The following is a 23,871-nucleotide window of genomic DNA, read 5'->3' as shown; positions in this document are numbered from 1 at the left end:
GGCCGGCGACCGGCTGCCGCCGCCGGTTAACATTGACCGTATTCACCACAAGGGCTGGACCATGGATCCGATTCTGCTCGGCAAAGGCATGACCGACGATGTGGCCGTTACCCTGCTGCCGAAACTGGGCAACCGCCACGGTCTGGTGGCCGGCGCCACCGGCACCGGTAAGACCGTGACCCTGATGACGCTGGCTGAGGGATTCTCGCGGCTGGGGGTGCCGGTGTTCCTGGCCGATGTGAAGGGCGATGTATCCGGCCTGGCGGTGCCCGGCACCGGCAGCGAAAGCCTGCTGCAGCGCGCCGCGCAGATCGGCGTGGCTGGCTATGCCCCGGAAGGCAGCCCCACCGTGTTCTGGGACCTGTACGGCAAGCTGGGGCACCCGGTGCGCACCACCGTCAGCGAAATGGGCCCGACCCTGCTGGCGCGCATCCTGGAATTGAACGACACCCAGTCCGGCGTGCTGGACATCGTGTTCAAGCTGGCCGACGACCGCGGCCTGCTGCTGCTGGACATGGACGACCTGCGCGCCCTGCTGGCCCTGGTGGCCGAGGAGCGCAAGGACATTTCCACCGAGTACGGCCTGGTCAGCGCACAGTCGATCGCCGCCATCCAGCGCGCGCTGCTGCGCCTGGCGCAGGACGGCGGCGAAGGCTTCTTCGGCGAGCCGGCGCTGGAGCTGGCCGACATCATGCGGGTCAATCACGATGGGCGCGGCGTGATCGGCATCCTGGCCGCCGACCAACTGGTGCTCAAGCCCAAGCTATATTCCACCTTCCTGCTGTGGCTGCTGTCCGAGCTGTTCGAAAAGTTGCCCGAAGTGGGCGACCTGGAAAAGCCCAAGCTGGTCTTCATCTTCGACGAGGCCCACCTGCTGTTCGACGACGCGCCGGCCTCGCTGGTGCAGCGCATCGAACAGGTGGTGCGGCTGATCCGTTCCAAGGGCGTGGGCGTGTACTTCTGCTCGCAGTTCCCCGACGACGTGCCGGCCAACATCCTGGGTCAGCTGGGCAACCGGGTGCAGCACGCGCTGCGCGCGTTCACCCCGCGCGACCAGAAGGCGGTAAAGACCGCCGCCGAAACCTTCGTACCGAACCCGAAGCTGGACGTGGCCAAGGCGCTGGGCCAGCTCGGCACCGGCGAGGCGCTGGTGTCCACGTTGCAGGACAAGGGCGTGCCGATGCCCGTGCAGCAGACCATGATCGCCCCACCCCGCTGCCGGATGGGGCCGGTAACCGAGGCCGAACGCGCGCAGGTGCGCGCCGGCAGCCCGGTGGGCACCCGCTACGACACGGCGGTGAACCGCGAATCGGCCGCCGAACTGCTGGCCCAGCGCGCGCAGAAGGTGGTGGCGAAGGCCGAGGCCCCGGCCGCACGCAGTCGCGAACAGGACGAGGCGCAGGAAGGCGGCTTCGGCCAGGCGATCAAGGATGCGATCTTCGGCACCAAGCGCCGCCAGGGCATGATTGAAACCATGGCCAAGCAGACCACCCGCACCGTGGGCACCAAGCTGGGCAACCAGATCGTGCGCGGGCTGCTGGGCGGCATCTTCGGCGGCAAGCGCTGAGCGTTCGCTGCCGGGGTCAGAGCCCTTTCCGTGGGAAAGGGATCTGACCCTGGGGTCGGATCCCTCCCGCCCGGGAGGGCTCCGACCCCATTCCTTACTCCTGACAAGAATCCGTACTGCATGTCCCGTTGGCGTCCCCCCGCAGAAAAAAGCACTGCCCTGATCACCGCCGCCGGCCATGCCCGGCTGAAAGCCGAACTGGATGAGCTGTGGCGCGTGCGCCGCCCCGAGGTGGTGAAGGCGCTGGCCGCCGCGGCGGCCGAGGGCGATCGTTCCGAGAACGCCGAATACACCTACCGCAAGAAGCAGCTGGGCGAGATTGATCGCCGGGTGCGCTACCTGACCAAGCGCCTGGACGCACTGCGCGTGGTGGACACCACCCCGACCGACCCGCAGGCGGTGTTCTTCGGCGCTTGGGTGGAGCTGGAAAACGTGGACAGCGGGCAGACCAGCCGTTATCGCATCGTCGGCCCGGACGAGACCGATGCCGGACTGGGCTGGATCAGCATTGATTCGCCACTGGCGCGGGCGCTGCTGAAGAAACGCATCGACGATGAGTTTTCGGTGGAACTGCCCGGCGGGCAGTTCACGTTCGCGGTGATCGGGGTGGAATACCCGGCCCGGTAGAGTCGACTGTCAGTCGACTACCGCGCGCAGCGCAGGGCTTTCGCAGATTGCAGGAAAAGCAGTCGACTGACAGTCGACTCTACCCGGCCATGTGCAGCGGCGGCGGGTACTGGCGCCCTTCGCGCAACGGGCGGAAGTAGCCGGCATCGGCGTAGAAGGCGGCGTCCTGCACGCCGTGCCAGCCGGGAATGCCGGCCAGCGGTAGCGGCCGCAGCTGCAAAGGATCTGTCAGCGCCTGGCCCTGTTCGACGGCCTGCACCACCGCTTCGATGCAGGCGGCGTCTTCATCGCCACGCACCACCAGACACTTGCCTACCAGTCGCCGCCCGGGCAGCAGTGCCTGCTCCATCAGCGCATGGCCAAACACGGCGGCCACCGCGATACCGCCCGCCTTCCAGGGCGCAGGCGCGAACAGTGCCGACCAGTCATGCGCGTCCCACGCAGCAAGCAGCTCTGGGTCGCGCACCCGCACCACCACGCCGGTTTCATCGAACTGCGTCAGCGCGGCCTGCGCGCGGTTGCGTTGGCCGGGTGCCATCGCGGCGATGTGCCGGCACTGCTGGCGATTGAGTACACGCTTCAACGGCCGCTGGTTGGCCCAGACCAGGGCGTTGAACAGGTCATGCCAGTTTTCCGCACGCGTAGCAAGGCGGCCCTGGGCAATGCGGGTTTCGTAGTGCAGGCCATCGGCCAGCAGCGCGGCGCTCTGTTCCACCAGCCGCAGGCCCGGCACGGCCAGGCGCGCATCCAGCGCGGACACGCTGGGCCAACCAGGCGCGGCCAGCAGGTCAGCGAAGGCCGCCACGCCGGCATACAGGGGGTGCCGGAAGACCGCTGCCGCCACCGCCGCACGCGGCGGCGGTACGAAGCGTCGATGGCCGGCGTCGGTGGCCATCGCTGTGGTCAAAGAACCTTGAGGTCGAACCCCGGGCGCGTGCTCGGCGGCAGCGCATCGCCGTACAGATCGTGGTCGTCGCTTTCGGTGATCTCCACGTCGACGAACTCGCCCACGCGCAGCGCCACCTGGTCGGCGTTCTGGATATGCACCAAGCCGTCGATTTCCGGCGCGTCGGCGCGCGAACGGGCCACGGCGATATCGCCTTCGATGGCATCGACCAGGCACTGCTGCACGGTGCCGATCTTGGCCTCCAGGCGCGAAGCGGAAATCTGCGCCTGCTTTTCCATGAAGCGCGCCAGGCGCTCCTGCTTCACTTCTTCCGGCACCGGGTCCGGCAGCGCGTTGGCGGTGGCACCTTCCACCGGCGAATAGGCGAAGGCACCGACGCGGTCCAGCTGCGCCTCGTCCAGGAACGAGAGCAGCTCTTCGAACTCGGCCTCGGTCTCGCCGGGGAAGCCGACGATGAAGGTCGAACGCACGGTGATGTCCGGGGCGATGCGGCGCCAGTTCTGCACGCGCTCCAGGGTCTTTTCCACCGCACCGGGGCGCTTCATCAGGCGCAGGATGCGCGGGCTGGCGTGCTGGAACGGAATATCCAGGTACGGCAGGATGCGGTTCTCGGCCATCAGCGGTACCACCTCGTCCACGTGCGGGTACGGGTAGACGTAGTGCATGCGCACCCAGGCATCGAGCTCGGACAGGCCTTCGCACAGCGCCTTCAGGCGGGTCTGGTAGGCCTTGTCGCGCCACATCTTTTCGGCGTACTTCACGTCCACGCCGTAGGCCGAGGTGTCCTGCGAAACCACCAGCAGTTCCTTCACCCCGCCACGCACCAGCCGCTCGGCTTCGCGCAGCACGTCATCGACCGGGCGCGAGACCAGCTTGCCGCGCATCGAGGGAATGATGCAGAAGCTGCAGTGGTGGTTGCAGCCTTCGGAAATCTTCAGATAGGCGTAGTGGCGCGGGGTCAGCTTGATGCCGTAGTCGGGTACCAGATCCACGAAGGGATCGTGCTTGGGCGGCAGCGCTTCATGCACCGCTTCCATCACGCTCTGGTAGTCCTGCGGGCCAGAGACCGCCAGCACGTTCGGGTAGGCCTCGCGGATCTGCTCCGGGCGCTTGCCCAGGCAGCCGGTGACGATCACCTTGCCGTTCTGGTTCATGGCCTCGCCGATCGCATCCAGCGATTCGGTCACCGCCGAATCGATGAAGCCGCAGGTGTTGACCACCACCACGTCGGCCGAATCGTAGGACGGGACGATGTCATACCCTTCCGAGCGGAGCTGGGTCAGGATGCGCTCGGAATCGACAAGGGCCTTCGGGCAGCCAAGGCTGACGAAGCCGACTTTGGGGTTCAGCTGGGACATGGAAATCGCGGGACTCTGGGGGCCTGGGCCCCTGCCGGCATGGCAGGGGGACCTGGGGGCCGGGGCCTGAAAGGGCGCCAGTATACCGGGGTTGGTGCCTGCGCCTGAACGGCCAGCCGCCCGATCGCGCACAGCCGCTGACGCGCCGCTAACCCGGCCAGCACCGACAATGCAGGCCTGTCCCCTGCAACGAGGTTCCCGACGATGTCCGAATGGATCACCCTGGATACGCACCACGGCCCGGTTCGCGCCTGGCAGGCCCTGCCCGAAGGCAAACCGCGCGCCGGCCTGGTGGTGGTGCAGGAGATCTTCGGCGCCAACCCGCATATCCGCAGCGTGGCCGAGCGCTTCGCCGCCCAGGGCTATGCGGTGCTGGCGCCGTCGTTCTTCGATCTGGTCGATGGCGCCGAGGCCGACACCGATGCCCTGCCCTACACCGCCGAAGGCGTGAAGGATGGGCTGGAACGGGTGAACACCCTGGGCATGGAAAAGGCCCTGGAAGTGGTACGCGCCGCCGCGACCCGGCTGGCCCCGTACGGCAAGGTCGGCACGGTCGGCTACTGCTGGGGCGGCAGCGTAGCCCTGCTGGCGGCCATGCGCCTGGGCCTGCCCTCGGTGAGCTACTACGGCGGCCGCAACGTGAACTACCTGGACGAAACACCCAAGGCCCCGGCGATCTTCCACTTCGGCGCGCTGGACAAGAGCATTCCGCCGGAGGCGGTGCAGGCCCACCGCGAAAAACTGCCGCAGATGCCCACTTACGTCTATCCGGCCGACCATGCCTTCAACCGCGACGTCGGACATGCGTATGATCCAGACAGCGCCGCCCTGGCGCTGCAACGCACCCTGGACTTCTTCACGGAGCATCTTGGATGAGCGAGTTCGAACTGGATACACGCCTGGCCACCGATAGCGTGCTGGTCGCCGAAGGCCCGTTGTCGCAAGTGCGGTTGATGAACGATGAGCGCTTCCCCTGGCTGGTGCTGGTACCGCGCCTGGCCGGGGTGACCGAGTGGATCGAGCTGGACGGCGAGCAGCAGGACAAGCTGCGCACCGAACTCAACCGCGCCTGCAAGGCCCTGAAGGGCTCGGACGGGGTAGAGAAGATCAACATCGGCGCGCTGGGCAACATCGTGCGCCAGCTGCATTTCCATGTGATTGGCCGCCACGACGGTGATCCGGCCTGGCCCGGCCCGGTCTGGGGCAGCGGCCCGGCCCACCGCTACGAGCCGGCGGCACTGGACCAGCATGTCGCCTACTGGAAGGAACGGCTAGGATATCCGGCCCACTCCTGAGACAGTGCCGACCCGATGCGATTCAACCTCGTCGCCGCCATCCTGCTGATCCTGATCGGCCTGTTCATGCTTGCCAGCAACCTGGGCTGGACGCATCTGAACCTGTCCAAGCTGCTGCTGACCTGGTGGCCGGTGGCATTGGTGGGCGTGGGCATCGCCATGCTGTTCGGGCGCGGCAAATAAGAGAACGCCGGGCGGTCATGCCCGGCGAATTCCCCAACGCCGGGCATGGCCCGGCGCTACCGATACGCAATGACCCGTGCGCTCAGGTGCGCGGCAGGGTCACGCCGGTCTGGCCCTGGTACTTGCCACCACGATCCTTGTAGGACGTCTCGCAGACGTCATCGGCGGCGGCCTGGAAGAACAGCATCTGCGCCACGCCTTCGTTGGCATAGATGCGCGCCGGCAGCGGCGTGGTGTTGCTGAATTCCAGGGTCACGTGCCCTTCCCATTCCGGTTCCAGCGGGGTCACGTTGACGATGATGCCGCAGCGCGCGTAGGTGCTCTTGCCCAGGCACACCACCAGGGTGTCGCGCGGGATGCGGAAGTACTCGACGGTGCGCGCCAGCGCGAAGCTGTTGGGCGGAATGATGCACTCATCGCCGACGATGTCCACGAAGCTGCCCGGGTCGAAGTGCTTGGGATCGACGATGGTGGAGTTGATGTTGGTGAACACCTTGAACTCGCGCGAGCAGCGCACGTCGTAGCCGTAGCTGGACGTGCCATAGCTGACGATGCGCTCGCCGTTGGCCTGCTTCACCTGCCCGGCCTCGAAGGGCTCGATCATGCCGTGCTGCTCGGACATGCGGCGGATCCAACGGTCACTCTTGATGCTCATGCTTTGTCCTGGTTGATCGAGAAATTCGGGACGCCACCCGAGGCGGCGATTCTACAGCCCGCCTCCGCATGGCGGCCACGGCGGGCGCGCGTCGCGAACGACGCTTAACAAGTGATACTTATTCTCCCATATATTTTCACTTAGCACGAATATGTCGTGTCCGCCAGTACCGCAAGGCCATTCGAGACATTTCGTTACAAATTGAAATCACCTGTATTTTCAAGGTGTTGCACAGGTATTTCCGGACCTTGGCGTGTTGCAGTGCCGCAGTAATGTTGCGTGAAGAAGACGTGCTCGTTACGTTTCCATTCAGCCTGAACAGCCCGTTCAGGCAACTCAACGCGGTATCCGTCCCCGCTCTCCAGCCAAGGAACACGATGACTGTGAACAACAAACGGCGCAGCCTGAAGCGCACCGCTCTGGCGGTAATGCTCAGCGCACTGGCCGGCACCAGCTACGCACAGAGCACCTCCGGCGACATCATCGGCAGCGCCACCGCAGCCGACAAGGTGCAGGTGAAAAGCCTGTCCTCCGGCGCCACCCGCGAAGTGAACGTCAGCGCCGATGGGCGCTTCCGCGTCTCGCAGCTGCCCACCGGCACCTACGAGGTCACCACGGTCAGCAATGGCACGCCCACCGCCACCACCCGCGTGACCGTGGTTGCCGGCCAGTCGTCGGTCACCACCTTCGCCAGCACCAACGGCAGTGCGGCCACCTCGCTGGATACGGTGAACGTGCGCGCCCTGGGCGCGGCCAACACCATCGACCTGGGCAGCGTTGAATCGCGCACCACGTTCACCGCCGACAAGCTCAACTCGCTGCCGGTGGCGCGTGACATCACCAGCATCTCGCTGCTCACCCCCGGCACCGTCGCGGCCAGTGGCTACTTCGGTCCGGCGTCGTTCGGCGGCGCCTCGGCGGCGGAAAACAGCTACTACGTCAACGGCTTCAACGTCACCAATCTGTACGACAGCCTGTCGTTCTCCGAGGTGCCGTACCAGGCCATCGACCAGCTGGACGTGCAGACCGGCGGCTACGGCGCGCAGTACGGTTTCTCCACCGGCGGCGTGACCAGCGTCAACGTCAAGCGCGGCACCAACGAGTGGAAGGGCGGCTTCAGCTGGACCGGTGCACCGGATTCGCTGCGCGAGAACGAGCCGGACACCTACTACAACGACGGCTCGATCTTCCGCTCCTACGATCGCAACAGCAGCAGTTCCAACGTCTACAGCGTGTGGGCCGGCGGCCCGCTGATCGAAGACAAGCTGTTCGTGTTCGCCATGGGCCAGTTCAGCAATTCCAAGACCGGCAGCTACAGCAATCGTGGCTCGCAGTACACCACCAACGGCCGGCCGCCAAGCGCTGCGGCGCTGTCCACCACCGCCTACGACTACGAGTCCAAGACCCCGTACTGGCTGTTGAAGCTGGACTGGTACCTGAACGAAAGCAACCACCTGGAATACACCGGCTTCGACAACAGCCGTCGCTACAACTACGACTACTACAACGCCGCCTACGACGATGCCAGCAGCGGCGGCGAGCCGGCCAAGACCAGCTACCTGGGCGAGCTGGTGGGCAAGACCGGCGGCCAAACCGACGTGTTCAAGTGGACCAGCTACCTGACCGACAACCTGACCGCCTCGGTCCAGTATGGGCAGATGCGCAACCGCAGTTCGGAGCACACGATCAGCCCCGATGGCGTGATGGGCACCTACAACGGTGACATCAACAGCCCTGAAGGCAGCTGCCCCTACGTGCTGGACTACCGTACCGAGACCGGCGGCACCGGCCGTCGCATCGGCTGCGCCGTGGCCAGCACGGTTGGCATCTTCGGCGGCAGCAACGAACGCAAGGGCACCCGCCTGGACTTCGACTGGCAGCTGGGCGACCACAAGATCGGCTTCGGCTACAGCGACGAGAAGTGGACCTCGGTGCAGGGCACCTCGTACTCGGGCGGTGCGTTGTGGTACCTGGAAGACGACTACGCCGAGCGGGTGAACTTCCGCAACGGTGGTTCGATCAAGATCAAGCAGCAGTCGTGGTACCTGCAGGACAACTGGCAGATAACGCCGAACTTCATGCTGTACGCGGGCATCCGCAACGATTCGTTCGACAACAAGAACTCCGACGGCATCTCCTTCGTCAAGCAGGATGACATCTGGCAGCCGCGCGCCGGCTTCTCGTGGGACATCCTGGGCGATGGCCGCAGCAAGCTGTTTGCCTCGGTCGGCCGCTACTCGCTGCCCATCGCGGCCAACGTGGCACTGCGCGCGGCCAGCGCGTCCTATTACCTGGACGAATACTTCACCTACAGCGGCGTGAACCCGAATGGCTCGCCGATCATCACCGGCAGCTACGAGGACGGCGCCTACGATTCGGTGATCAATGGCGAAAGCGGTGCCACCCCGGATCCGCGTGCGGTGGCCTCGCGTGGCCTGAAGCCGTACACCCAGGATGAAGTGATCCTGGGCTACCAGCAGCAGATCAGCTCGTCGATCGATTTCCTGAACGACTGGACCGTGGGCATCAAGGCCACCTACCGCCGTATCAACAACGTGATCGATGACACCTGCGATTCGCGTTCGCTGTACAACGCGGCGGTGGCGGCGGGCTACGACCTGTCCAACTGGTCCGACCCGTGGACAGTGCCCGAAGGCCTGCCGGGCTGCTGGATCTACAACCCGGGCAGCGATCTGAACGTCACCCTGGACGTGGACGGCGATGGCAGCGTGGACGACATTACGGTGCCGGGTGCAACCCTGGGCCCGAAGGCCAAGCGCAGCTACAAGGCGGTGACCCTCAGCGCAGACAAGCAGACTGAGCGCTGGTATGCCAGCCTGTCCTACACCTGGTCGAAGCTGGAAGGCAACTACGAGGGCCTGGTCAAGAGTACCAACGGCCAGGACGATACCGGCACGACCTCGGACTTCGACTTCGCCGAGATCATGTACGGCGCCAACGGCTATCTGTTCAACGACCATCGCCACAGCTTCAAGCTGTACGGTGGCTTCAAGTTCACCGATGAGTGGTCGGTGGGCGTGAACGTGCTGGCCCAGTCCGGCGCCCCCAAGAGCTGCCTGGGCGGCGGCTGGGGCAGCTTCGACACCGAATACGGCTACAACGGCGTATTCCACACCTGCGAACAGGGCACCGACGATATCGCCAAGGTCGGCAGCGCGGGCCGCACGCCGTGGCAGTTCACGGTCAGCCCGAACATCACCTACACGCCCAACTGGCTGGAAGGCCTGAGCATGCAGGTGTCGGTGCTCAATGCCTTCAACAACATCAAGCCAGTGCAGGTGTACGAAACCAAGTACGGTCGCCCGAGCTCGGCACCGACCATCCGTACCTACTACAACTACAACACCCCGAAGTACTTCAACGACCCGCGCTACGTGCGCTTCCAGGTGCAGTACGACTGGTAAGCCGTACCCCAGGTGTTGAACCCATGGAACCGCCGGCCTTGCGCCGGCGGTTCTGTTTCTGCGCGAAGACCTGCAGGTTTACAGCAGCGAAGACAGGATCGGGATGGCACCGCGCGGGCGCTTGCCCACTTCCTCGATCAACCGCTGCGCGGCCTGGCGGTAGGCCTGGGCGGTGGCCGAATCGGGCTGTGCGGCGGTGATCGGCGTACCCGCATCGCCCTGTTCGCGGATATCGATCTGCAGCGGCAGCGAGCCCAGCAGCGGCACACCGTACTGCGCGGCCATGCGCTCGCCGCCGCCTTCACCGAACAGGTGCTCCACATGCCCGCAGTTGCTGCAGGTATGCACGGCCATGTTCTCGACCACGCCGAGCACGGGCACCTCGACCTTCTCGAACATCTTCAGCGCTTTCTTCGCATCCAGCGTGGCGATGTCCTGCGGGGTGGTGACGATCACCGCACCGGCCAGCGGAATCTTCTGCACCAGGGTCAGCTGGATGTCGCCGGTGCCCGGCGGCAGGTCGATCAGCAGGTAATCCAGGTCATCCCACAGCGTGTCCTCGAACAACTGGGTGAGCGCTGCAGTGGCACGCGGTGCGCGCATGATCAGCGGCGTCTCGTCTTCCACCAGGTAGCCGATGGACATGGTGTCCACGCCGAACGCGCGCATCGGTTCGATGCTCTTGTTGTCCGGGCTTTCCGGGCGACCGGACAGGCCCAGCATGGCCGGCACGCTGGGGCCATAGATATCGGCATCGAGCACGCCCACGCGTGCGCCCAGCTGCTGCAGCGCCACGGCCAGGTTCACCGAGGTGGTGGACTTGCCCACCCCGCCCTTGCCCGAGCCCACCGCGATCACGTTGCGGATGCGCGCATGCGGGGTCAGGCCCTTCTGGACCTGGCTGGCATGGGGACGGCGGGTCTGACTGTTCACTGCGGACTCCGAAGAGATCTGAATTGAGAGCCGGCCATCATACAAGCTGGGCCGGACCCGGCTCCCTGGCGACGGCGGGCGCACGCGTGGCGCCATGCGCAAGCCATTGATATACATGCCTTTTATCGAAGCCGCAACACAGTATTGCGCACCGCAACAAATTGACATACTTCCAAATAATCCGCTTAGTCATTGATTGATAAAACGTTTTCAAGACGTCCCTGCCGAACGGCTGTGACAGACACGTGTGGGGCTTGTTAAAGCCGTGTTACGGTCGAGATGAATGGAATGCAACTGAAAGCACTTTAAAGCCGTCATGGATGACACCGCCTTGATCTGTTTCGATGGGGATCCTTCATGCACAGCCACCGCAATGCGTTTTCGCGTCACCCACTGACTCTCGCCCTGATCGGCACCCTGCTGGCCAGCGGCGCCGCCGCGGCGCAGGACGGCGCCACCACCCAGCTGGACCGCGTGACGGTTACCGGCTCGCTGATTCCGCAGACCGAGATCGAGAACCACACCCCGGTCCTGACGGTCACTGCCGAAGACATCCAGACCCGCGGCTTCACCAGCGTGGCCGATGTGCTGCAGCAGTCCTCGCTGTCCACCGGCGGCCTGCAGGGCGGCCAGACCTCGGCCTCGTTCACCCAGGGCGCTGAAGCGGCTGGCATGTTCGGCCTCAGCCCGGGCTACACCAAGTACCTGATCAACGGCCGCCCGATGCTTTCGTATCCGGCGCTGTACAACGGCAGCGATACGTTCAACAACATCAGCGGCATCCCGATCGACATCGTCGAGCGCATCGAGATCCTGCCCGGCGGCCAGTCCTCGCTGTACGGTTCGGACGCCATTGCCGGTGTGGTCAACATCATCCTGAAGGAACGCATGGACGGCGGCACGGTGAGCGTGCGCGGCGGTGCCTACACCGAGGGCGGCGGCAACAGCTTCCGCTTCAGTGCGGCGCACGGCTTCAATTCCAAGGATGACCGCTTCAACGCGCTGGTGAACGTGCAGTACGAAAAGACCAGCCCGATCTGGGGTTACCAGCGTGACCTGACCAAGGTCAACAACCCCGATGGTTACAGCCCGCAGTACGTGTCCAACGATTTCCTGGTGCTGCTGCCGGCCAACAGCAACCGCTACGCGATGATGGACCCGGATCTGTGCGCCGACGTGGCCGGCCAGTTCGGCGGCACCACGGTGCTGGGCACCCGCCCCACCGGCCAGGCCTGCGGCTCGGTCTACGGCACCGGCTACAAGACCATCAAGAACGGCAAGGAAAGCGGGCAGATCTACAGCTCGGCCACCTTCGATGTGAATGACAACTTCCAGCTGTTCGGCGATGCGCTGTACAGCCTGGAAGAAGTGAAGTACGCCACCGGTTCGAACTACACTTGGTGGGGCACCTCCTCCGGCTGGGGTCGCTTCTACGACCAGGACAGCGGCCAGTACATGAACCTGCAGCGCGTGTTCGCGCCGGAGGACATCGGCGGCGCCGGCTACCGCGACATCATGAACACCGACCGCAACAAGGCTTACCAGGTCACCCTGGGCGGCCGTGGTACGGCGGGCAACTGGGATTACAGCGCCAGCTTCACCCGCGGCGAGTACAAGCTGACCGAGCGCAACTTCGTGCGCTGGGCCGACCCGATCAACGATTACTTCGAAACCCGAGTGCTGGGCCCGGTGCTGGGCACCACCAGCACGGGTTACAACATCTACAGCCCGGACTGGGATGCGTTCTACTCGCCGCTGCCGTCGGGTGATTTCCAGAGCTTCACCGGCTACACCTACAGCCAGAGCCGCACCTGGCAGAACCTGCTGCGCGCGCAGGTCACCAACGGTTCGCTGTTCAGCCTGCCCGGCGGTGACGCCGGCTTCGCGGTGGTGGTGGAAGGCGGCAGCGAAGGCTGGGATTACACCCCCGATGCCCGCCTGGTCGATGGCAGCGTGTGGGGCACCACGGCGGTGTCCGGTGCCGGCCACCGCAGCAGCTACGCGGTGACCAGCGAGCTGCGCCTGCCGCTGCTCGACTCGCTCACCGTGACCGGCTCGGGCCGCTATGACGCCTTCAAGATCGGTGGCAACACCATCGACAAGGCCACCTACAGCGTGGGCCTGGAATTCCGTCCGATCGAAAGCCTGCTGTTCCGCGGCAAGTACGGCACCGCCTTCCGCGCGCCGACCCTGTCCGATGCCTTCCAGGGCGTGAGCGGTTACTACGCCAACGGTTCCACCGACTACTACCGTTGCGGCCAGCTGGGCTATGACCCGGCCAACACCACCGGCTGCCCGTACGACAGCGTGTCGGTGTTCGGCACCCAGTCCGGCAACCCGGACCTGGAACCGATCACCGCCGACGTGTGGAACGCGGGCGTGGTCTGGGCGCCGATCAACAACCTGTCGGTGTCGCTGGATTACTACAACTGGAAGATCGAGAACGAGGTCAACACGCTCAGTTCCGACCAGCTGCTGCTGGCCGAGTACTACTGCCGCAACGGCCAGACCAACAACACCTCGGCCAGCTGCCAGAACGTGAGCGACTGGATCACCCGCGATGCTTCGGGCGTGCTGGATGAAATCTACACGCCGAAGATGAACGTCGCGCGGCAGAACCTGCAGGCACTGACGGCCAGCTTCAAGTACGTGCAGGACATCGGTCGCTTCGGCTCGCTGCAGTTCTCGGGCAACTACACCAACATGCTCAAGCGCGAACTGCAGCCGCAGCCGGGCGACGAGTACCTGGACCTGCTGCGTGACCCCTACGCGATGTGGATCTACGATTCCTACGCCAAGGTGCGCGCCGACGGCTCCATCGCCTGGGCCAAGGACAAGTGGACCACCACCCTGTATGCCAACTACATCGGCAAGACGCCGAACTACATGGCCTACCTGGGCAACGGCTACGACTACGTGCACAGCTCGGGCTACAAGGCCGGCAAGTGGGGTTCCTACACCACCTACAACCTGAGCGTGAACTACCGCGCGATGGACAACCTGACCCTGTCGCTGATGGTCAACAACGTGTTCAACAAGCTGCCTGACAACCAGCGTTACAGCTACGCCGGCACCAGCGGCCAGCCGTACAACAACTACCTGTACAGCGCCTACGGGCGTGCGATCTACGTGCAGGCCAAGTACGACTTCGGCGCGAAGTAAGCCACAGCCACAACGCGTTGACTGGAGACCCCGCTTCGGCGGGGTCTTTTTTTGCCTGGCGGTCATGCCACCGCAGGCCAGCACCCGGCCGGCTGCGCATTGTTAAGCCGATAGCCCCATTCATCGTCCACTCAGGCCGCCAGAAGTTGCAAAGGAAACTGAGACTAAGGCGCTGTATTTGTTGCAGTTTTGTGTGTCGAACTGACTGATTTAGCAAACTCTTGTGACACAACCGTACATTTCTCGTTAAGACCGTGTTAGGTTCCGGTGACGTCAGGATGACGCATGAACATTTGCAGAACGTCGGCAGGGAAGTCTGGCGTTTCACACTTCTTAGGGGGATTCACTTGATGACGCACCATCGCTTGCCCGGTCGCCACCCGCTGACCAATGCACTGCTGGCCGGCCTGATGTTCGCCGCCGCCGCACCCGTCCTGGCACAGGAAGCCACCCCGGGTTCCAACCCGGTCGATCTGGATCGCATCAGCGTGACCGGCTCGCGTATTGCGCGCACCGGCTTCGTCACCCCGTCACCGGTGACGGCCATCACCGCCGAAGAAATCCGCGCCACCGGCGCGAACAACATCGGCGACCTGATGACCCGCATGCCGGCGCTGACCCCGAGCTACACGCTGGGCAACTCCACCCGCTTCATCGGTACCGCCGGCGTAGGCCTGCTGGACCTGCGCGGCATGGGCACCTCGCGCACGCTGGTGCTGGTGAACGGCCGCCGCCACGTGGGTGCGACCTCCGGTTCGACCTCGGTGGACGTGAACACCATTCCGGTGGAATGGATCGAGCGCGTGGAAGTCATCACCGGTGGCGCCTCGGCCGTGTACGGCGCCGACGCCGTGGCCGGCGTGGTCAACTTCATCATGAAGAAGTCCTTCGACGGCGCTGAAATCCGTGGCCAGACCGGCATGGCCGATGAAGGCGGCTTCAACCGCTCGTTCGTCAGCGTGTCGGCCGGTACCGATTTCGCCGGTGGCCGCGGCAACGCCGCCATCGCGCTGGAATACAGCAAGCAGGACCGCTTCGTGCGTACCGACCGTGCGATCGGCCGCGAGTACCTGGTCTCGGTTCCGAACCCGAACTACGACTCGTCCAAGCCGCCGAGCGAAAGCAACCCGCAGACCGTGCTGAGCGGCCCGGGCGGCAACCACTCGATCTCCTACGGCGGTACGTTCACCCTGGGCACCTTCAGTGCCACCAATCCGGCCACCTGGGGCAACCGCTACCAGTTCAACCCGGACGGCACGTTCCGCAAGCAGCGCTACGACGGCATCGTCGTCAGCAACAGCAGCTGCACCAACTGCGACTTCGCCGACCTGAACGCCGTGGCTGACCTGCAGCCGGAGTTCGATCGCAAGAGCGTGAACACGATCGTCAACTTCGATCTGACCGACAACCACCGCCTGTACTTCGAAGGCAAGTACACCGAGACCGAGTCGGACTTCCTGGCGCAGCCGTCGTTCGACACCACCATCCGCATCCAGCGTGACAACGCATTCGTGTCGCCGGAACTGCGTGCGCTGATGCTGGCCAACGGCGCCTCGTCGCTCACGCTGAACCGCTTCAACGTCGATGCCGGCCAGCGCGGCGAGCACGTGGAGCGCAACACCCAGCGCTTCGTGTTCGGCATGGAAGGCAACCTGAGCGAAAACTGGACCTACGATGTGTACGGCAACTGGGGCCAGAGCGAGGTCAAGCGCTGGAACCTGAACAACCGCATCAACGAGCGTTGGCAGGCGGGTCTGGACGCGGTGATCGACCCGGCCACCGGCCAGGTCACCTGCCGCACCACCCTGAATCCGAACGCCATCAATCCGCACACCGGCCGCGTCTACTCGGCATTCGGCCGTGATGGATGCGTTCCGTTCAGCGTGCTGGGCAATGGCCAGGTAACGCAGGCCGCACGCGACTGGATGAACGTCAATTCGTACAACTTCTCGCGCATCCAGCAGAGCGTGTTCAGCGCATCGGTTGCCAACGGCTCGCTGTTCAGCCTGCCGGCCGGTGATGTGGGCGTGGCCGGTGGCGTGGAATACCGCCGCGAGAAGAGCCGCGAAATCACCGATCCGCTGGCCGCACAGGGCCTGACCTTCCTCAACGCCATTCCCAACCGCGCCGGCAAGTACGACGTGCGTGAAGCGTTCGTGGAAACCACCGTGCCGCTGCTGGCCGACATCCCGGGTATCTACAACCTGACCATGGATGCCGCCGGTCGCTGGTCCGACTACAGCAGCATCGGCAAGACCACCACCTGGAAGGTCGGTCTGGACTGGACCATCATCCCGTCGCTGCGTGCCCGCGGCACCCTTTCGCAGGCCGTGCGTGCACCGAGCATCGGTGAACTGTACAACCCGCAGAGCGAGAACTTCGCCACCGTCGCCGACCCCTGCAACTACCTGGTGACCAACAGCAACCGTCCGTCCACCGCCAAGGACCCGGCGCTGCGCCAGGCCAACTGCTCGGCGCTGGGCATTCCGGTGGGTTGGGTCGACACCTACACCGCCAGCCGCCCCGGCGTGAGCGGCGGCAACCCGGACCTGAAGCCCGAGCGCGCTCGCAGCTTCACCTACGGCCTGGTGTGGCAGCCGGAGTTCCTGGAAGGGTTCGGCATGTCGATCGATTACTGGAACATCAACCTGAAGGACGCCATCGGTGCAGTGAACGCGCAGACCAACGCGACCCGCTGCGTCGATTCGCCGGGGGGCGTGGGCAACGCGTTCTGTGACCAGATCGTGCGTGCGCCGGTTGGCGGCTTCACCGACGCCACGGGCCGCGCCTTCCCCGAGTACTCGATCACCCGCTGGACCGCGCTGAACGAAAACCTGGCCCGCTCGCGCCGCATCGGTGTCGACCTGGAAATGGACTACCGCTTCAAGCTGGCCGGTGGCGATACCGTGGTGCGCTTCGTTGGTACCCGTCTGCTGCAGTCCCGCGAATGGGCCTTCCAGGACTTCCCGGATGAATACACCGAGTACGTCACCTACGTGACCGATCCGCGCTGGCGCGCCCAGTTGCAGACCAAGTACTCGCTGGGCCAGTGGCGTGCGTCGTGGGACATGACCTACGTGGACGGCAACCTGCGCGTGACCCCGGACAGCTACAACAGCAACCCCGGTTCGCAGAGCCCGATCCGCAACGGTTCCTACGTGTACAACAACTTCCAGTTCGGCTATCGCTTCCCGGGCGACAAGATCGACGTGTACCTGGGCATCGACAACGCCTTCGACAAGGATCCGCCGGTGAACTACTTCGGTTCGGACGTGGGTTCGGCGCTGTACGACAACGTGGGCCGCTACTTCTACATGGGCGCCTCGTACAAGTTCTGATAGCGCTGCAAGGCAGTACCCGGAAAGGGCGGCGCAAGCCGCCCTTTCCTTTTCCGTATCTGGCGGTCCGGCCAACGGCTGGCGGGTTTGCAATCGGCCATGACCTTCGACACCCTTGCAGGCCGGGCCGCAGGCGTATTGTTCGGCCCACGGCCGCCCATGCGGCCTTTCCCTGACTCACTCGGCCTGGAGGCCATTCAAGTGACCCGTACTCCCAAGATCGTGCTGCTGACCCTGGCCGTTTCGGCCGCGCTGGTCGGCTGCGGCAAGACTGATACCCCGGCAAAGGACGCCACCGCCTCCACGCCGGCCGCCACCGAAGCCGCCACTGCCTACAAGCTGGACGAGAGCAAGCTGCCGGCCTACAACGCCTTCCAGCCCGGTGACCTGGACGCCAGCAAGGACGCCTGCACCGCCTTCGGCGACTACGTGAACAGCAAGTGGCTGGCCGCCAACGAAATTCCGGGCGACCGCACCAGCTGGGGCGCCTTCACCATCCTGGACGAGCGTTCGGTGGCCGTGCAGCACCAGCTGGTCGAGCAGGTGGCGCAGGTGAAGAACCCGGACCACATTGAGAAGGTGGTCGGTGACCTGTGGGCCACCGGCATGGACGAGGCCAAGATCAACGCCCAGGGCATCGAGCCGCTGAAGGCCGACCTGGCCGCCATCGATGGCCTGCAGGACAAGGCCGCCATCGCCGACTACCTGCGCAGCAGCGCGGCCAAGGGCGAGAACGTGCTGTTCGGCTTCGGCGCCGAAGCCGACTTCAAGAACTCGGCCATGAACATGGCCTACGCCAGCCAGGGCGGCCTGGGCCTGCCCGATACCACCTACTACACCGACGCCAAGAACGCCGACAAGCTGAAGGCCTACCAGGCCCACGTGGCCAAGGTGCTGGAACTGTCCGGCGTGGCTGCGGCCGATGCCGCCAAGCAGGCCGAGGACGTGGTCAAGTTCGAAACCCGCCTGGCAAAGGCCTCCAAGTCGAGCGAAGAACTGTCGCGCGACGTGTCACTGTTCTACCACCCGGTCACCCTGGCCGAGGCCGACGCGCTGACCCCGAACTTCAGCTGGACCGAGTTCTTCAAGTCGCAGAACGTCGCCGCGCCGGAGAAGTTCTCGCTGGCCATCCCGACCTTCCACCAGGAAGTGAGCAAGGCCCTGGCCGATACCGATCCGTCGATCTGGCGCGCCTACCTGCGCTTCCACACCGTGGATGGCGCTTCGCCGTACCTGTCCGAAGCCTTCGTGCAGGAAAGCTACAACTTCTACGGCAAGACCCTGAACGGCCAGAAGGAACAGAAGCCGCGCTGGAAGCGCGTGCTGGGCACCATTGAAAGCGACGCCGGCGAAGCCTTCGGCCAGCTGTACGTGAAGGTGGCCTTCTCGCCGGAAGCCAAGGCGAAGATGGAAGACCTGGTGAAGAACCTGGCCGCCTCGCTGAAGGACCGCATCCAGGGCCTGTCCTGGATGAGCGATGAAACCAAGGCCAAGGCCATCGCCAAGTGGGAAACCTTCACCCCGAAGATCGGCTACCCGGACAAGTGGCGCGACTGGTCGGGCCTGCAGACCAACCGTGACAGCTACCTGGGCAACGTGCGCGCGGCCACCGCGTTCAACTACCAGTACAACCTGTCCAAGATCGGCAAGCCGGTGGACAAGACCGAGTGGGGCATGACCCCGCAGACGGTCAACGCCTACTACAACCCGCTGCAGAACGAGATCGTGTTCCCGGCCGCCATCCTGCAGCCGCCGTTCTTCGACCCGAAGGCCGACGACGCCCTGAACTACGGCGGCATCGGCGCGGTCATCGGCCACGAAATGACCCACGGTTACGATGACCAGGGCAGCCGCTTCGGGCCGACCGGCAACTTCGAGAACTGGTGGACCGAAGGCGATTCGAAGAACTTCGCAGGCCTGACCGGCAAGCTGGTCAAGCAGTTCGACCAGTACAAGGTGGACGGCCAGGCGGTGAACGGCAAGCTGACCCTGGGCGAGAACATCGCCGACCTGGGCGGCCTGGCCACGGCCTACGACGCCCTGCAGAAGGCCAGCGCCGGCAAGGAAGACCCGAAGGTCGATGGCTTCAGCCGCGACCAGCGCTTCTTCTTCAACTGGGCCACCGTGTGGCGCACCAAGTACACCCCGGAAAACGCCAAGGTCCGCCTGGCCACCGACCCGCACGCCCCGGCGCAGTTCCGCGCCATGGGTGCGCCGTCGAACCTGCCGACCTTCGCTGCGGCGTTCCAGTGCAAGGCCGGTTCGCCGATGGCCCGCACCGGCGACCAGCAGGTGGTGATCTGGTAAGCCACGGCTGAGGCTGCGGTAGACCTGCAAAGGCCCGGGACGTCCCGGGCCTTTGTTTTTCCGGGGTCGGATCCCATGCAGGCAACGCCATCCACGCATGGCGTGGATCTACTACCGCGGGCAAGCGCAGCACAGCGTGACGCGTGCATGCCGTGCCCATGCCATCACCCCCGGTAGCGCCGGGCCATGCCCGGCGGACACCGCGTGACGCGTGCATGCCGCGCCCATGCCATCACCCCCGGTAGCGCCGGGCCATGCCCGGCGAACACCGCGTGACGCGTGCATGCCGCGCCCATGCACGGCTTGCTATAGTTCGCCCGCCCTCAATCCATCATGGATTCGTTCTACATGCCCAACTTCCGTCCGCTTGCCGTCGCCCTGGGCATCAGCCTGGCGACCCTGGTCCCGACCCACGATGCATTCGCCGCCAAGAAGAAGGCCGCGCGCGCGCCTGCCGTGAGCGCCCAGTGCAGCGATTTCTACGACGCCACCAACGCCAGCTGGCTGAAGGCCAACCCGGCCCCGCAGACCGGCGCCGCGACCGCGCTGGGCCAGCTGGTCGACCGCAGCCGCCAGCAGCAGCGTGAACTGCTGGACGCCTCGATGAAGGCGCCGCAGGGCAACGTGCAGAAGCTGCTGGGCGACTTCTGGGCCAGCGGCCTGGACGAAGCCGCCGTGGAAGCGGACGGCTCGAACCCGATCGCCCCGCTGCTGACCCGCATCAATGCCATCAAGAAGGCCAAGGATGTACCGGCCTCGATCGCCGCGCTGCACCAGGTCGGTATTCCGGTGGCCTTCAACTTCGGCCCCGACGTGGACCTGAAGGCGCTGGACCGCCACATCGGCTACTTCATGCAGGGCGGCATGGGCCTGCCCGATCCGGCGTTCTACACCCGCACCGACGCGGACACGGTCGCCCTGATGGGCCGCTACCGCAACTACGTGAAGCAGATCCTGGCCCTGACCGGCACCCCGGCCGCCAAGCTGGATGCCGAAGCGCAGTCGGTCATCGCGCTGGAAACCGAACTGGCGCGCAATGCGCAGTCGCTGGCCGGCATCAACAACCCGTTCAACAACTACGCGCCGATCTCCACCAAGGATCTGAACAGCCGCTACCGCAACCTGCAGCTGGATGCCTTCCTGAAGGCGCAGGGCGTGAACGACGACCTGGTCTCGCTGGCCGACCCGCAGCTGTTCAAGCAGCTCGACGGCATGGTCACCAAGCTCAAGCCGGACCAGTGGAAGGCCTACCTGCGCTGGCGCGTGGGTGATTCGATGGCGCCGTACCTGTCCAAGGCCTACCGCGATGCGGAATTCGAATTCCGCGGCCGCGTGCTGCGCGGTGAAACCCTGCCGCCGCAGCGCTGGGAAAGCGTGCTGGACGCCATCAACGTGGCTGCCGGCCCGATGGTCGGCCGCGAATATGCCGCGCGTTACCTGTCGGCCGAAGACCGCCGTCAGGCAGCGTGGATCGTCGACAAGGTGCGTGAAGTGCAGATCGACGCGGTGAAGAACAGCACCTGGATGAGCGCCGAGGCCAAGACCGAAGCGCAGGCCAAGCTGGCCGCGCTGAAGATCGAGATCGGCACCCCGCTGCGCGACCTGGACTACAGCGTGCAGCCGATGGGCCGTGGTTCGTTCGGCGGCAACATGCTGATCGCCTCCACCTGGCGCCACCGCGAAGAAATGAAGCGCATCGGCAAGGGCAACGCCGACCGCCGCTGGGACGTGCTGCCGCAGCAGCCGTCGCTGGCCTACGATCTGGCCCAGAACCGCCTGATCGTCACCGCCGCCATCCTGCAGGGCCCGGTGTTCAACGCCAAGGCCGACGCCGCCGACAAGTTCGGCAGCTTCGGCGGCCTGGTCGGCCATGAACTGAACCGCGCCATCGATGCCAAGGGCGCCCTGGTGGATGCCAAGGGCGAGCTGCGCAGCTGGTGGACGCCCGCTGACAAGACCGCCTGGACCCTGCTGGGCAACCGCGTGGCCGCGCAGTACGGCGCCTACGAATTCCCCGGTGTGAAGGGTGCCAAGGTGAACGGCACGCTGACCCAGGAAGAGAACCTGGCCGACATCGCTGGCCTGGAACTGGCCTGGGCCGCCTACACGGCACAGGAGCCCAAGGCTAAGCCGGCCCAGCAGCAGGGCTTCTTCCGCGCCTGGGCCGCACTGTGGCCGCAGCAGCTGTCGCCGAACGAAGCCGCGCGCCGCCTGACAGCCGACATCCGTGCACCGGGCCGCTGGCGCACCAACGGGCCGCTGTCGAACCTGCCGGCCTTCGGCGCGACCTTCAGCTGCAAGGCCGGCCAGCCGATGCAGCGCACCGACGCAGAGCAGATCAAGGTCTGGCGTTGAATGCAGCGGTGATCCAGTAACGGAAAAGGCGCCTTCGGGCGCCTTTTTCGCATGTACCAAAGGTCGATCCACGCCACCCGTGGATGCCGGTCAACCCGGCTGCAACGTGCCCCGGTAGTGCACGATGCGCCCCACGATCGGCGCGCCAATCTCCACGTCGAACACGAAACGTCCATCCGCCTCGTACTCGAAGCTCTGGTCACCGGGCAGCAGTGCGCGCGGCAGCGGGATGCCCAGCACCGACCAGCTGCGTGGCACCAGCTGCAGCCGTCCGCCGTCCACCACCAGCGCCAAGGCGACCGCCACGGCACCGAAGCGCTCGACCAGCAGCGCCTCGTCACGGCCCTTGCCTTCGGTCTGCAGCGAAGAGAAGCGCTGCCCGTTGAAGGTGCGCGTCCAGCGCTCGCCGCCCGCTTCGGGGCTGAACTGCACCGTCACCGGCACGTTCGCAGCGGCGGCGGGGAAACCGAAGATCCTGCCCAGCACGCGCGACAACACGCCGCGCCCGCGCTCCACCTGCGTCTGCCCCGCCCAGCGCTGCGCCGCACCCGGCGCGTGCAGCGCCTGCACGGCGGCCGGCAATCGCGCATACGCATCGCCCAGCACGCGCTGGTACAGGCTGGCACCGGGCATGTCGCGGCGGAAACCGGTGTGGATGGTGCGGCCGACGAACAGCTGTTCGTAGTCGGACAGTTCCAGCGCGTGGGTGGCCGCGCGCGCGCCCGGTGCCGGCCGCTCACCGGCCAGTTGCTTGCGGATCACCGCTTCGATCGCCATCGATGGAATGTAGGGACCGTCATCGGCTTCGGCCAGCAGGTGCCAGCTCTGTTCAACCGGCGCGCCGTTGCAGGTGCCCTGCGCACGCACGATCATGCCGCCGCGATGTTCGCCGAACTTCATCAGGTTCAGCACGGTGTAGAACAGGCGCGAACACGGTTCCAGCGAGGGCAGCTTGAAGCGCCAGCGCGCCCTGGCCAGCAGGTTCAGCACCCGGTGCAGCACTTCCGGCACCGGGCCGGCGCCCATCCAGATATCGGTCATGGTCGGGTGTTCGGGCGGCAGCACCTGCAGGTCCGGCACATCCACCAGCGAAAAATGCAGGTTGCGCAGCGGCAGGCGCCCCGGCACCGCGACGGTGAAACGGCGGCTCTCGGCCAGACCAACGCCGTGGCCATCGCGGCCGCGCCGGCGCAGTTTCACCGGCGAACCGGCATAGCCCACCACCGCGCGCATCACGTTCAGGCCGATGCCTGCGAACGGCGACGGCGCGATACCGCCTTCCACCCGCACAATATCCATGCGCGTGGCCATCTGCCGCAGCACCGCAGCGGTCAGCACCGGGAAACTGCTGACCCCTGACAGCACGTACACACCGGCCGCGCGCGCCTGTGCATCGTAGGCGGAGACGCCGAACACGAAGTCGGTGGCATCGGCGAAATCCAGGTAATCGATGCCGGCAGCGATGCACGCTTCCACCGCGCTGTAGCGGTGCTCGCCGTAATCCTGGAAGGGGCCGGAGGCATCGACCACCAGGTCAGGGCGCTCGGCCTGCAGTACCGGGGCCAGTTGCCGCCGGTCCACCTGCAGCGGGCGTACCCGCGGCTGGCCCTGATGGGTCGCGCAGAACGCCTGCGCCGCTGCCAGGTTGCGGCCTGCAATCAACAGCTCCAACTGCGCAAGATCGGCCAGCAACCGCACCAAGCGCCCACCGAACACACCGTACCCACCCAGAACCAGGATCTTCACGCGCCTTCCCTGT

The 23,871-nt window shown here is 65.5% G+C and carries 15 protein-coding genes; 10 read left to right on the top strand and 5 right to left on the bottom strand.

Annotated elements, in window-relative coordinates; all coding sequences use genetic code 11:
- The first annotated feature begins 61 nt into the window (after positions 1–61).
- Positions 62–1,567, top strand: coding sequence for a helicase HerA-like domain-containing protein (locus IAE58_RS02785; protein ID WP_199933151.1), 1,506 nt, complete (start codon positions 62–64; stop codon positions 1,565–1,567).
- 120 nt (positions 1,568–1,687) lie between these two features.
- A complete protein-coding gene (gene greB, locus IAE58_RS02780; protein ID WP_199933152.1) occupies positions 1,688–2,194 on the top strand; it encodes a transcription elongation factor GreB in 507 nt (168 codons plus the stop codon).
- Positions 2,195–2,273: 79 nt separating this feature from the next.
- On the opposite strand, the gene IAE58_RS02775 is transcribed toward greB, so the two are convergent.
- On the bottom strand, positions 2,274–3,089 hold the full coding sequence (locus IAE58_RS02775) for a DUF3025 domain-containing protein (RefSeq protein ID WP_199933153.1): 816 nt from the start codon (positions 3,087–3,089) through the stop codon (positions 2,274–2,276).
- An 8-nt stretch (positions 3,090–3,097) separates the two neighbouring features.
- Positions 3,098–4,459: a 30S ribosomal protein S12 methylthiotransferase RimO gene (rimO, locus tag IAE58_RS02770; protein WP_199933154.1), complete on the bottom strand. Its 1,362-nt coding sequence runs from the start codon at positions 4,457–4,459 to the stop codon at positions 3,098–3,100.
- Positions 4,460–4,663: 204 nt separating this feature from the next.
- On the opposite strand from rimO, the gene IAE58_RS02765 reads away from it, so the two are divergent.
- The 3 genes from IAE58_RS02765 to IAE58_RS02755 are packed head-to-tail and all read left to right on the top strand — an operon-like array spanning position 4,664 to position 5,937.
- Entirely contained in the window at positions 4,664–5,335 is a 672-nt protein-coding gene (locus IAE58_RS02765) for a dienelactone hydrolase family protein (protein WP_199933155.1), read from the top strand.
- Positions 5,332–5,754, top strand: coding sequence for an HIT family protein (locus IAE58_RS02760; RefSeq protein WP_108762548.1), 423 nt, complete (start codon positions 5,332–5,334; stop codon positions 5,752–5,754). Before IAE58_RS02765 ends, IAE58_RS02760 begins: the two co-directional genes overlap by 4 nt.
- Before the next feature lie 15 nt (positions 5,755–5,769).
- On the top strand, positions 5,770–5,937 hold the full coding sequence (locus tag IAE58_RS02755; RefSeq protein WP_005410498.1) for a DUF5668 domain-containing protein: 168 nt from the start codon (positions 5,770–5,772) through the stop codon (positions 5,935–5,937).
- Between the two features lie 82 nt (positions 5,938–6,019).
- On the opposite strand, the gene dcd is transcribed toward IAE58_RS02755, so the two are convergent.
- Positions 6,020–6,592, bottom strand: coding sequence for a dCTP deaminase (gene dcd, locus IAE58_RS02750; RefSeq protein WP_108750257.1), 573 nt, complete (start codon positions 6,590–6,592; stop codon positions 6,020–6,022).
- A 377-nt stretch (positions 6,593–6,969) separates the two neighbouring features.
- Here dcd and IAE58_RS02745 point away from each other — a divergent pair, with 377 nt between their 5' ends.
- On the top strand, positions 6,970–10,017 hold the full coding sequence (locus IAE58_RS02745; protein ID WP_199933156.1) for a TonB-dependent receptor: 3,048 nt from the start codon (positions 6,970–6,972) through the stop codon (positions 10,015–10,017).
- Between the two features lie 78 nt (positions 10,018–10,095).
- Here the strand turns inward: IAE58_RS02745 and apbC are convergent, their stop codons facing one another.
- Positions 10,096–10,950 carry an iron-sulfur cluster carrier protein ApbC gene (gene apbC, locus IAE58_RS02740; RefSeq protein WP_199933157.1) on the bottom strand — a complete coding sequence of 285 codons (855 nt, stop codon included), beginning with the start codon at positions 10,948–10,950 and terminating at the stop codon, positions 10,096–10,098.
- A 357-nt stretch (positions 10,951–11,307) separates the two neighbouring features.
- Here apbC and IAE58_RS02735 point away from each other — a divergent pair, with 357 nt between their 5' ends.
- From IAE58_RS02735 to IAE58_RS02720, 4 genes are all read left to right on the top strand, one after another.
- Entirely contained in the window at positions 11,308–14,112 is a 2,805-nt protein-coding gene (locus IAE58_RS02735) for a TonB-dependent receptor (protein ID WP_199933158.1), read from the top strand.
- A 410-nt stretch (positions 14,113–14,522) separates the two neighbouring features.
- On the top strand, positions 14,523–17,450 hold the full coding sequence (locus IAE58_RS02730) for a TonB-dependent receptor (protein WP_233614811.1): 2,928 nt from the start codon (positions 14,523–14,525) through the stop codon (positions 17,448–17,450).
- Positions 17,451–17,609: 159 nt separating this feature from the next.
- A complete protein-coding gene (locus IAE58_RS02725) occupies positions 17,610–19,757 on the top strand; it encodes a M13-type metalloendopeptidase (protein WP_108753725.1) in 2,148 nt (715 codons plus the stop codon).
- Positions 19,758–20,105: 348 nt separating this feature from the next.
- Complete coding sequence (locus IAE58_RS02720) at positions 20,106–22,112, top strand: M13 family metallopeptidase (RefSeq protein WP_199933160.1); 2,007 nt, start codon at positions 20,106–20,108, stop codon at positions 22,110–22,112.
- Between the two features lie 90 nt (positions 22,113–22,202).
- On the opposite strand, the gene IAE58_RS02715 is transcribed toward IAE58_RS02720, so the two are convergent.
- Positions 22,203–23,858 (bottom strand): SDR family oxidoreductase, encoded by a 1,656-nt coding sequence (locus IAE58_RS02715; protein ID WP_199933161.1) that lies wholly within the window; start codon positions 23,856–23,858, stop codon positions 22,203–22,205.
- Positions 23,859–23,871 lie beyond the last annotated feature (13 nt).

It is taken from the genome of Stenotrophomonas sp. S49 (assembly GCF_016624905.1).
Lineage (GTDB): Bacteria > Pseudomonadota > Gammaproteobacteria > Xanthomonadales > Xanthomonadaceae > Stenotrophomonas.
Note: the sequence above shows the minus strand (reverse complement) of the source record. Positions and strands in the feature narration are given on the sequence as shown.